Origin of the sequence: Burkholderia sp. Ap-955 (genome assembly GCF_011753045.1) — a bacterium.
Lineage (GTDB): Bacteria > Pseudomonadota > Gammaproteobacteria > Burkholderiales > Burkholderiaceae > Burkholderia > Burkholderia lata_D.
On the sequence record NZ_VWWH01000062.1, the window covers coordinates 1 to 11,471 of the forward strand.

The 11,471-nt window shown below is 59.9% G+C and carries 9 protein-coding genes, 4 tRNA genes and 1 rRNA gene; 13 read left to right on the forward strand and 1 reads right to left on the reverse strand.

Going from position 1 to position 11,471, the window contains the following annotated elements; genetic code table 11:
* Positions 1-105 (forward strand): 5S ribosomal RNA (rrf, locus tag F3J15_RS26175); the annotation flags it as partial.
* A gap of 736 nt (positions 106-841) precedes the next feature.
* Here the strand turns inward: rrf and F3J15_RS26180 are convergent.
* A complete protein-coding gene (locus tag F3J15_RS26180; protein WP_089444800.1) occupies positions 842-1,225 on the reverse strand; it encodes a hypothetical protein in 384 nt (127 codons plus the stop codon).
* Between the two features lie 560 nt (positions 1,226-1,785).
* Here F3J15_RS26180 and F3J15_RS26185 point away from each other — a divergent pair.
* From F3J15_RS26185 to rpoB, 12 genes are all read left to right on the forward strand, one after another.
* Positions 1,786-1,871, forward strand: a tRNA-Tyr gene (locus F3J15_RS26185).
* Positions 1,872-1,915: 44 nt separating this feature from the next.
* Positions 1,916-1,989 (forward strand) — tRNA-Gly (locus F3J15_RS26190).
* A 24-nt stretch (positions 1,990-2,013) separates the two neighbouring features.
* A tRNA-Thr gene (locus F3J15_RS26195) sits at positions 2,014-2,088 on the forward strand.
* A gap of 66 nt (positions 2,089-2,154) precedes the next feature.
* The gene (gene tuf / locus F3J15_RS26200; protein WP_011350666.1) at positions 2,155-3,345 is read left to right on the forward strand and encodes an elongation factor Tu; all 1,191 of its coding nucleotides are present in this window, start codon (positions 2,155-2,157) and stop codon (positions 3,343-3,345) included.
* Between the two features lie 59 nt (positions 3,346-3,404).
* Positions 3,405-3,480: transfer RNA gene (locus F3J15_RS26205), tRNA-Trp, on the forward strand.
* 43 nt (positions 3,481-3,523) lie between these two features.
* Positions 3,524-3,904, forward strand: a complete 381-nt coding sequence (secE, locus tag F3J15_RS26210) for a preprotein translocase subunit SecE (protein ID WP_006482892.1) — start codon at positions 3,524-3,526, stop codon at positions 3,902-3,904.
* Position 3,905: 1 nt separating this feature from the next.
* Complete coding sequence (nusG, locus tag F3J15_RS26215; protein ID WP_006400672.1) at positions 3,906-4,463, forward strand: transcription termination/antitermination protein NusG; 558 nt, start codon at positions 3,906-3,908, stop codon at positions 4,461-4,463.
* Positions 4,464-4,605: 142 nt separating this feature from the next.
* Positions 4,606-5,037, forward strand: a complete 432-nt coding sequence (gene rplK / locus F3J15_RS26220) for a 50S ribosomal protein L11 (protein ID WP_006477201.1) — start codon at positions 4,606-4,608, stop codon at positions 5,035-5,037.
* The gene (rplA, locus tag F3J15_RS26225) at positions 5,038-5,736 is read left to right on the forward strand and encodes a 50S ribosomal protein L1 (RefSeq protein WP_006482906.1); all 699 of its coding nucleotides are present in this window, start codon (positions 5,038-5,040) and stop codon (positions 5,734-5,736) included.
* Positions 5,737-6,044: 308 nt separating this feature from the next.
* Positions 6,045-6,542 carry a 50S ribosomal protein L10 gene (gene rplJ / locus F3J15_RS26230; RefSeq protein WP_021161756.1) on the forward strand — a complete coding sequence of 166 codons (498 nt, stop codon included), beginning with the start codon at positions 6,045-6,047 and terminating at the stop codon, positions 6,540-6,542.
* 63 nt (positions 6,543-6,605) lie between these two features.
* A complete protein-coding gene (rplL, locus tag F3J15_RS26235) occupies positions 6,606-6,980 on the forward strand; it encodes a 50S ribosomal protein L7/L12 (RefSeq protein WP_021161757.1) in 375 nt (124 codons plus the stop codon).
* A gap of 377 nt (positions 6,981-7,357) precedes the next feature.
* Positions 7,358-11,464 (forward strand): DNA-directed RNA polymerase subunit beta, encoded by a 4,107-nt coding sequence (gene rpoB / locus F3J15_RS26240; protein ID WP_069246923.1) that lies wholly within the window; start codon positions 7,358-7,360, stop codon positions 11,462-11,464.
* Positions 11,465-11,471 lie beyond the last annotated feature (7 nt).

Consider the following 11,471-nt stretch of genomic DNA (forward strand, 5'->3'; position numbering starts at 1 on the left):
CCATAGCGAGTCGGTCCCACCCCTTCCCATCCCGAACAGGACCGTGAAACGACTCTACGCCGATGATAGTGCGGATTCCCGTGTGAAAGTAGGTAATCGTCAGGCTCCCTAAGCCAGAAACCCCCGCCCGACAAGGCGGGGGTTTTTGCATTTGGGTGGCGGAAATGCATGGGGGAGCGGAGTGGGCGGCCTGGCCATATCCAGGCGCCGCATGCGTCGATTCAGGCACCTGCCGTTCTCGAGCAACTCGCAGCGCAGCGCTACGGATCAATCCGATCGAGCTGGCCCCGCACTGGTAGCTGGCGCTGGCTGAAACCTATATTCAAACATCCATCCCCCTGCTGCTCACGACGACGGCCGCCAAGTTGAGTAACGACTTCATCTCGCGTACCTGACTACCTCTCGGGGCAGATTTGAGCGTCGCGGGCTTAGGCCCTGTGTGGCATCGCCAACTCCTCGATTGCCGATTATCGGGCGTCGTTCATCGGCGTATCGAGCTCATCCTCGGCCAAAAGTCACTGTTGCAATTTCGTGCCTATCGAGCATGTTTCACGGCCTCCGTCACCACACGAGCCGTCAGCATACCGGGCAACGGGTCGCCTCTATCGGACGTTTGGTGCGTACTCGCTGCGCGCGCTGAGTGACTGTTCCCCGTCGAGCGTGCGAAGTCGAATCGTGCCGTGAATGGCATTGTGTAGCCATCCAGGGCTGTTTGTGACTCAATTCGTTGCATCTTCGCTCAAGTCGACTTGAGCGAAGAAACGACGCGTGTAACCCACCGGATGGGAAGGAGCGCTGCGTAGCGCGAACCTGCGTCCGCGAGTTCGTCGACCCGATAGCATCAGAAATCCGCGCTGCTCCTTTTGACGAGCACGGGCTGCCCGTCTCGCAACACATAGATTTCTTCGATGAGCGAATAGGCCGTGCCGCCAAAGCAGTCTCGCCCTTCGCCGATTAACGCGAAGTGCTTGTCGCTGGCGTCGATGCCGGTCGATCGCACCGTGCATGCGGTACTCGGATCCCGGAGCGCGGAGCCATCGCCCGGCGGAAACCGGCGGGTCGTGTTCCGGCCTTGATCTCGGGTTAGCACGACCAACGCCAGGCAGCGATCGGTCGATGTCGAAGGCTGGATCTCGCACGCCAGCTTTGCGGCGTCGTCGCTTGGATGCGGAGCGGAGAACGCGCCGGCGTCGAATCCTACGCAGGTACTCGCGTTCAGCTGCACGAGGCGGCATCGTTGGGGCATGCGGGATGTCGTGCGTATGCCGAGGATTCGCTGCGGTAGGCGGGCAGTTGACCCGCGATGGTATCGCACCGGTCGTTGAAGTCGGCAAAGGCCGGTACCGCGCCTACGACTTCGCGCCGGCAGCCGTGGCCGGAGGACTCGATGACGTTGCTGGAAAACGCCCGAAAGCCTTGTCGTGTATATCGCCTGCAGGTCCGGCCTGACAACCCGCGAGATTGGAAGCGACATCCCCCAAAATATCGGGGATGGATCAATGAATCCGCCCGGCACGAAATTTGCGGAAATTTTTCGTTTACCCGCTTGGCAGAGTGCGTAAGAGGTCGTATGATGGCGGTCTTTCGTTTTCAGCGTAGATGCAGATCGACGTTGAGGGCGGAGTCTGACGAAGATGTGGCACTGATCAGTAGCACCCATGCTTGCCTTAGCCGGGCAAGGACGGGAGATCGGTGGTCAAGCAAGTGTCGGGGAGAGAGTGAAAATAATCTTCCGGATCCGCTTGACAGAAGTGCGATGCACCCCCATAATCGTCAGTTCTCTACGGAGGGGTGCCCGAGTGGCTAAAGGGGGCAGACTGTAAATCTGTTGGCTTACGCCTACGTTGGTTCGAATCCAACCTCCTCCACCAAGATTATCAGCGCAGTGAGCGGTAAGGAATCGTTTGTGGCCCGTGCGGGTGTAGCTCAATGGTAGAGCAGAAGCCTTCCAAGCTTACGACGAGGGTTCGATTCCCTTCACCCGCTCCAGACCGCGAAGTTGAAGCGTAAAGCGCCCATGTGGCTCAGTGGTAGAGCACTCCCTTGGTAAGGGAGAGGTCGGCAGTTCGATCCTGCCCATGGGCACCAGCAGTAAAAAGTCAGTGTCTTGTTTGCGCGCGGCGCAACCTGTGAAATTCCTTCTGGGAGTCGAAAATGGCCAAGGGTAAATTTGAGCGGACCAAGCCGCACGTGAACGTTGGTACGATTGGTCACGTTGACCACGGCAAGACGACGCTGACGGCAGCGATCACGACGGTTCTGACGAAGAAGTTCGGCGGCGAAGCGAAGGCATACGACCAGATCGACGCGGCACCGGAAGAAAAGGCACGCGGCATCACGATCAACACCGCGCACGTCGAGTACGAAACGGCTAACCGCCACTACGCACACGTCGACTGCCCGGGCCACGCTGACTATGTGAAGAACATGATCACGGGCGCAGCGCAGATGGACGGCGCGATCCTGGTTTGCTCGGCAGCAGACGGCCCGATGCCGCAAACGCGTGAGCACATCCTGCTGGCGCGTCAGGTTGGCGTTCCGTACATCATCGTGTTCCTGAACAAGTGCGACATGGTGGACGACGCTGAACTGCTCGAGCTGGTCGAGATGGAAGTTCGCGAACTCCTGTCGAAGTACGACTTCCCGGGCGACGACACGCCGATCGTGAAGGGTTCGGCGAAGCTGGCGCTGGAAGGCGACACGGGCGAGCTGGGCGAAGTGGCGATCATGAGCCTGGCCGACGCGCTGGACACGTACATCCCGACGCCGGAGCGTGCAGTTGACGGCGCGTTCCTGATGCCGGTGGAAGATGTGTTCTCGATCTCGGGCCGTGGTACGGTTGTGACGGGTCGCGTTGAGCGCGGCATCGTGAAGGTCGGCGAAGAAATCGAAATCGTCGGTATCAAGCCGACGGTGAAGACGACCTGCACGGGCGTTGAAATGTTCCGCAAGCTGCTGGACCAAGGTCAAGCAGGCGACAACGTTGGTATCCTGCTGCGCGGCACGAAGCGTGAAGACGTGGAGCGTGGCCAGGTTCTGGCGAAGCCGGGTTCGATCACGCCGCACACGCACTTCACGGCTGAAGTGTACGTGCTGAGCAAGGACGAAGGCGGCCGTCACACGCCGTTCTTCAACAACTACCGTCCGCAGTTCTACTTCCGTACGACGGACGTGACGGGCTCGATCGAGCTGCCGAAGGACAAGGAAATGGTGATGCCGGGCGACAACGTGTCGATCACGGTGAAGCTGATTGCACCGATCGCGATGGAAGAAGGTCTGCGCTTCGCAATCCGCGAAGGCGGCCGTACGGTCGGCGCCGGCGTCGTCGCCAAGATCATCGAGTAAGCCAGTTATTCGTTGATCGACAGTTTTGGGGCTGGCAACAGCCAGCCCCAACATGGTTTAGGGGTATAGCTCAACTGGCAGAGCGTCGGTCTCCAAAACCGAAGGTTGGGGGTTCGATTCCCTCTGCCCCTGCCAAAAAATAGCCACGTGTCCTACGTGGCATTTGTTTTAAGGTGTTATGGCGAATCCATCCGTCGAAACTGTAAATACCTCCGGCGATAAGCTGATGCTGGCCCTGGGCGTATTGTTGGTCTTGGCCGGATTCGTGGGCTTCTTCTGGCTGGCCAATCAGCAGTGGTATGTCCGCGGTGCCGCGTTGGCGGTAGGTATCATCGCCGGCGTGGCCGTCGGGCTGATGTCCGCACCTGGCAAGAGCCTCATCGCCTTTGCCAAGGATTCGTACAAGGAAGTCCGGAAGGTCGTTTGGCCCACCCGCAAGGAAGCAACGCAAACCACACTCGTCGTGTTCGGTTTCGTGCTCGTGATGGCGATTTTCCTCTGGTTGAGTGACAAATCGATCGAATGGGTGATTTTCTCGGCGATTCTGGGTTGGAAATGATATGAGCGATACTCCGGCATCCCCGAGCGGAAAGCGTTGGTACGTCGTGCACGCCTACTCCGGTATGGAGAAGAGCGTGCAACGCGCGCTTCAAGAGCGCATCGAACGTGCTGGCATGCAGGACAAATTCGGTCAGATCCTGGTTCCGACCGAAGAAGTGGTCGAAGTCAAAGGCGGCCACAAGGCTGTGACCGAGCGTCGTTTCTTCCCCGGCTACGTGCTGGTGGAAATGGAAATGACGGACGAAACGTGGCACCTCGTGAAGAACACCGCGAAGGTCACCGGTTTCGTCGGCGGTGCGCGTAACCGCCCGACCCCGATTTCCCCGAAGGAAGTCGAAAAGATCATGTCGCAGATGCAGGAAGGCGTTGAGAAGCCGCGCCCGAAGACCCTGTTCGAAGTCGGCGAGATGGTGCGTGTCAAGGAAGGCCCGTTCACGGACTTCAATGGCACCGTCGAAGAAGTCAACTACGAAAAATCTCGCGTGCGTGTGTCGGTCACCATTTTTGGCCGATCCACCCCGGTCGAACTCGAATTCGGCCAGGTCGAAAAAGTTTGATCCCGATTCGGTGGGCAGCCTCGGCTGCCCACCTTCGCGCTTACGGCCCGCGTCATGGTCGTTGAGGAGCGTCAGTAGCCAGCGGCGAAAGCGCGTTATTACTCACCGAACGCCTTCTCCGGCGTTCCAATGAGGTTCACAAATGGCAAAGAAGATTATCGGCTTTATCAAGCTGCAGATCCCTGCAGGTAAAGCCAACCCGTCGCCGCCGGTCGGTCCGGCACTGGGCCAGCGCGGCCTGAACATCATGGAGTTCTGCAAGGCGTTCAACGCGCAGACTCAAGGCATGGAGCCGGGTCTGCCGGTGCCGGTGGTCATCACGGCATTCGCTGACAAGAGCTTCACGTTCGTGATGAAGACGCCGCCGGCGACCGTCCTGATCAAGAAGGCGGCGAAGGTGGACAAGGGCTCGAGCAAGCCGCACACCGACAAGGTCGGTTCGATCACGCGCGCTCAAGCTGAAGAAATCGCGAAGACCAAGATGCCGGACCTTACGGCAGCTGATCTGGACGCAGCCGTTCGCACCATCGCTGGTAGCGCACGCTCGATGGGCATCACTGTGGAGGGCGTGTAAATGGCTAAGATCTCCAAGCGCCGTCAGGCATTTGCTGCCAAGGTTGATCGTCAGAAGCTGTACGCGATCGAAGACGCACTGAGCCTCGTGAAGGAATGCGCGAGCGCGAAGTTCGACGAGTCGATCGACGTCGCAGTCCAGCTCGGCATCGATGCGAAGAAGTCGGATCAAGTCGTTCGTGGTTCGGTCGTTCTGCCGGCAGGTACGGGCAAGTCGGTTCGCGTTGCTGTGTTCGCGCAAGGCGAGAAGGCTGAACAAGCACGTGCAGCAGGCGCGGAAATCGTCGGTATGGAAGACCTGGCAGAGCAGATCAAGGCTGGCCAGATGGACTTCGACATCGTGATCGCTTCGCCGGACACGATGCGTATCGTCGGTACGCTCGGTCAGATCCTCGGCCCGCGCGGCCTGATGCCGAACCCGAAGGTCGGTACGGTCACGCCGGACGTCGCAACCGCCGTCAAGAACGCGAAGGCTGGTCAGGTGCAATTCCGTGTCGACAAGGCCGGTATCATCCACGCGACCATCGGCCGTGCATCGTTCGAACCGACCGCACTGCGTTCGAACCTGTCGGCGCTGATCGAAGCGCTGCAGAAGGCAAAGCCGGCAACGAGCAAGGGCGTCTACCTGCGCAAGATCGCACTGTCGAGCACGATGGGCGTCGGCGTGCGTGTCGACCAGGCTACGCTGGCAGCACAGTAAGCAAGTATTCGGGCCGCTTCGTTCGCGAAGCGGCCTACATGGGCTTTGGGCGGTTGTTCGTGCGGTAGGGCGGGCAACCGGTTATCAAAGACCGTTGGTGGGGCGCAGCAGTCAGGTGATCCCTTAATTCAAGCCAACGCAGATGGCGAACCCGAAAAAGTTTTGCAGTGGTGAAGCCGCAGGCCGTGAAGCGATTCCCGGCGTGAGGTGGAAATACTCCTAACGAGGTCGGACGCCGTTGTTGAACGAGGTACGTGAGGTTTCGGCCATGCCGGCCGCGCCGAACGTATCGTTTCTGGAGGCTAACCGTGCCGCTTAATAGAGAAGACAAGCAAGCCGTCGTCGCTGAGGTTTCCGCGCAAGTCGCGAAGGCCCAGACCGTTGTGCTGGCTGAGTATCGTGGAATTGCGGTTGGCGATCTGACCAAGCTGCGCGCGAAAGCGCGTGAGCAACAGGTTTACCTGCGCGTGTTGAAGAACACGCTGGCGCGTCGCGCTGTTGAAGGTACCCCGTTTGCTCCGCTGGCAGAGCAGATGACTGGCCCGTTGATCTACGGCATCTCGGAAGATGCAATTGCTGCTGCTAAGGTCGTCAACGACTTCAGCAAGAGCAATGACAAGTTGGTCATCAAGGCTGGTTCGTTCGATGGCAAGGTGATGGACAAGGCTGGCGTGCAAGCGCTGGCAAGCATCCCGAGCCGCGAAGAACTGCTCTCGAAGCTGCTGTTCGTTATGCAATCGCCTGTTTCGGGCTTCGCGCGCGCTCTGGCCGCGCTGGCCGAGAAGAAGCAAGCGGAAGCTGCGTAATCGAGCGTGCATCAGCGTCATTGATCGCTGGCTGTATCCGAATTCAATTTAGGAGTATTTCAAATGGCAATCGCAAAAGAAGACATCCTGGCAGCAGTCGAAGGGATGACCGTTCTGGAACTGAACGAACTGGTCAAGGCATTCGAAGAGAAGTTTGGCGTGTCGGCAGCTGCAGTGGCAGTCGCTGGCCCGGCAGGCGGCGGCGCAGCTGCTGCAGCAGAAGAGAAGACCGAATTCACGGTCGTTCTGGCTGAAGCAGGCAGCAACAAGGTTGCAGTCATCAAGGCAGTTCGCGAACTGACGGGCCTGGGCCTGAAGGAAGCGAAGGACGTCGTTGACGGCGCACCGAAGGCTGTCAAGGAAGGCGTCGACAAGGCTGCTGCTGAAGAAGCCAAGAAGAAGCTGGAAGAAGCAGGCGCGAAGGTCGAAGTCAAGTAAGTTTCGACGCGCTGTGCGAAGGCTGGCGGTATTTTCACCGCCGGCCTTTTTGTGCTTTGTGGGGACGTTATTCTGGCACTCATTCGGGAGCCCGAATAATCGGCCCCAGAAGCCAAAGAAAACCGCCTGATCGTTGTCATTGATCACGAATGGCGGTTCTCTTTGTCTTCTGAAGCGACTGCAGAAGGCAAGTTTGGTCGGGTAGCGGGCAACACAGGCATCCGCTGCCGTCAGCCAGCGGTTGGTAGCGGCCAACCACCAAGCTTCTCGGCTCGTTCAAGCCGTCGGACGGCCATCGGGTCTCAGTCGGTGAACACTCGGGTTTGAAACGTCCAGGTATTCCGCCTCGATAGCACCCGCCGTGATTCGGAGATCGTATGCAATATTCCTTCACCGAGAAGAAGCGCATTCGCAAGAGTTTCGCGAAGCGCCCCATCGTTCACCAAGTTCCTTTCCTGCTGGCTACCCAGCTTGAATCATTCAGCACGTTTCTGCAAGCCGATGTGCCGGCCACGCAACGCAAGCCTGAAGGTTTGCAGGCCGCGTTCACATCGGTGTTTCCCATTGTTTCGCACAACGGTTTCGCACGTCTCGAGTTCGTGAGCTATGCGTTGTCCGCGCCGGCATTCAACATCAAGGAATGCCAGCAGCGCGGCCTGACGTACTGCTCCGCGCTGCGCGCGAAGGTCCGCCTTGTCATCCTCGACAAGGAATCGCCGAACAAGCCGGTCGTCAAGGAAGTGAAAGAGCAGGAAGTGTACATGGGCGAAATTCCGCTCATGACGCCGACGGGCTCGTTCGTCATCAACGGCACCGAGCGTGTCATCGTCTCGCAGCTGCACCGTTCGCCGGGCGTGTTCTTCGAACACGACAAGGGCAAGACGCACAGCTCGGGCAAGCTGCTGTTCTCGGCACGGATCATTCCGTACCGCGGCTCGTGGCTCGACTTCGAATTCGATCCGAAGGACATCCTGTACTTCCGCGTCGACCGTCGCCGCAAGATGCCGGTCACGATCCTGCTGAAGGCCATCGGCCTCACGCCGGAACAGATCCTCGCGAACTTCTTCGTGTTCGACAACTTCACGCTGATGGGCGAAGGCGCGCAACTCGAGTTCGTGCCCGAGCGCCTGCGTGGCGAAGTCGCGCGTTTCGACATCACGGATCGTGATGGCAAGGTCATCGTCCAGAAGGACAAGCGGATCAACGCGAAGCACATTCGCGACCTCGAAGCCGCGAAGACCAAGTTCATCTCGGTGCCGGAAGACTATCTGCTCGGCCGCGTGCTGGCGAAGAACGTCGTCGACGGCGATACCGGCGAAGTGATCGCGAGCGCGAACGACGAAGTCACGGAAAGCGTGCTCGAGAAGCTGCGCGAAGCGGGCATCAAGGACATCCAGACGCTCTACACGAACGACCTGGACCAGGGTCCGTACATCTCGTCGACGCTGCGTGTCGACGAAACGACGGATCGTACGGCCGCGCGCATCGCGATCTACCGCATGATGCGTCCGGGCGAGCCGCCGACCGAAGAAGCGGTCGAGGCGCTGTTCAACCGTCTGTTCTACAGCGAAGAAGCGTACGACCTGTCGAAGGTCGGCCGTATGAAGTTCAACCGCCGCGTCAGCCGTGACGAGATCACCGGCCCGATGACGCTGCAGGACGACGACATCCTCGCGACGATCAAGATCCTCGTCGAGCTGCGCAACGGCAAGGGCGAAGTGGACGACATCGACCACCTCGGCAACCGTCGTGTGCGTTGCGTCGGCGAACTGGCGGAAAACCAGTTCCGCGCGGGTCTCGTGCGTGTCGAGCGCGCGGTCAAGGAACGCCTCGGCCAGGCCGAAAGCGAAAACCTGATGCCGCACGACCTGATCAACTCGAAGCCGATTTCGTCGGCGATCCGCGAGTTCTTCGGTTCGTCGCAGCTGTCGCAGTTCATGGACCAGACCAACCCGCTGTCGGAAATCACGCACAAGCGCCGTGTTTCCGCACTGGGCCCGGGCGGTCTGACGCGCGAGCGCGCAGGCTTTGAAGTTCGCGACGTGCACCCGACCCACTATGGCCGCGTGTGCCCGATCGAAACGCCGGAAGGTCCGAACATCGGTCTGATCAACTCGCTCGCACTGTATGCGCACCTGAACGAGTACGGCTTCCTCGAGACGCCGTACCGCAAGGTCGTGGACAGCAAGGTGACCGACCAGATCGACTACCTGTCGGCGATCGAAGAAGGCCGCTACATGATCGCCCAGGCAAACGCCGCGATCGACGAGAACGGCCAGCTGATCGACGAACTCGTGTCGTCGCGTGAAGCCGGCGAAACGATGATGGTCACGCCGGACCGTATCCAGTACATGGACGTCGCGCCGTCGCAGATCGTGTCGGTGGCAGCTTCGCTGATTCCGTTCCTTGAGCACGATGACGCGAACCGTGCACTGATGGGTTCGAACATGCAGCGTCAGGCCGTGCCGTGTCTGCGTCCGGAAAAGCCGGTCGTCGGTACGGGCATCGAGCGCACCTGTGCGGTCGACTCGGGTACGACGGTTCAGGCGTTCCGCGGCGGCGTCGTCGACTATGTCGACGCTGGCCGTATCGTGATTCGCGTGAACGACGACGAAGCAGTCGCAGGTGAAGTCGGTGTCGACATCTACAACCTGATCAAGTACACGCGTTCGAACCAGAACACGAACATCAACCAGCGTCCGATCGTGAAGATGGGCGACAAGGTCTCGCGCGGCGACGTGCTGGCCGACGGCGCCTCGACGGACCTGGGTGAGCTCGCGCTCGGCCAGAACATGCTGATCGCGTTCATGCCGTGGAACGGCTACAACTTCGAGGATTCGATCCTGATCTCGGAGAAGGTCGTTGCGGACGATCGCTACACGTCGATCCACATCGAAGAGCTGAACGTCGTCGCACGCGACACGAAGCTCGGGCCGGAAGAAATCACGCGCGACATCTCGAACCTGGCGGAAGTCCAGCTCGGCCGTCTCGACGAATCGGGCATCGTGTACATCGGTGCGGAAGTCGAGGCAGGTGACGTGCTGGTCGGCAAGGTCACGCCGAAGGGCGAGACCCAGCTGACGCCGGAAGAGAAGCTGCTGCGCGCGATCTTCGGCGAGAAGGCTTCGGACGTGAAGGACACGTCGCTGCGCGTGCCGTCGGGCATGAGCGGTACCGTGATCGACGTCCAGGTGTTCACGCGTGAAGGCATCCAGCGCGACAAGCGTGCGCAACAGATCATCGACGACGAACTGAAGCGCTACCGTCTCGACCTGAACGACCAGCTGCGCATCGTGGAAGGCGACGCATTCCAGCGTCTCGCACGCATGCTCGTGGGCAAGGTCGCGAACGGCGGTCCGAAGAAGCTCGCGAAGGGCACGAAGATCGACCAGGCTTACCTGGAAGACCTCGACCATTACCACTGGTTCGACATCCGCCTTGCGGACGACGAAGCAGCGGCGCAGCTCGAAGCGATCAAGAACTCGATCGAAGAAAAGCGTCACCAGTTCGACCTCGCGTTCGAAGAGAAGCGCAAGAAGCTCACGCAAGGCGACGAACTGCCGCCGGGCGTGCTGAAGATGGTCAAGGTGTACCTTGCGGTCAAGCGTCGCCTGCAGCCTGGCGACAAGATGGCAGGCCGTCACGGTAACAAGGGTGTCGTGTCGAAGATCGTCCCGATCGAAGACATGCCGTACATGGCCGATGGCCGTCCGGCAGACGTCGTGCTGAACCCGCTGGGCGTTCCGTCGCGGATGAACGTGGGTCAGGTCTTGGAAGTGCACCTCGGCTGGGCCGCGAAGGGCCTCGGCTGGCGAATCGGCGAAATGCTGCAGCGTCAGGCGAAGATCGAGGAACTGCGCGTGTTCCTGACGAAGATCTACAACGACTCGGGCCGCCAGGAAGACCTGGAAAGCTTCACCGACGAAGAGATCCTCGAACTCGCGAAGAACCTGCGCGAAGGCGTGCCGTTCGCAACGCCGGTGTTCGACGGTGCGACCGAGGAAGAAATGGGCAAGATGCTCGACCTCGCGTTCCCGGACGACATCGCTGAACAGCTCGGCATGAACCCGTCGAAGAACCAGGTCCGTCTGTACGACGGCCGCACGGGTGAAATGTTCGAACGTCGCGTGACGCTCGGCTACATGCACTACCTGAAGCTGCACCACTTGGTCGACGACAAGATGCACGCGCGTTCGACCGGCCCGTACTCGCTCGTCACGCAGCAGCCGCTGGGTGGTAAGGCGCAGTTCGGTGGCCAGCGTTTCGGTGAAATGGAAGTGTGGGCACTCGAAGCGTACGGCGCGTCCTACGTGCTGCAGGAAATGCTGACGGTGAAGTCGGACGACGTGAACGGCCGGACGAAGGTGTACGAAAACCTCGTCAAGGGCGATCACGTGATCGATGCAGGCATGCCGGAATCCTTCAACGTGCTCGTGAAGGAAATCCGCTCGCTCGGTATCGATATCGATCTCGACCGCAATTAATCGGACT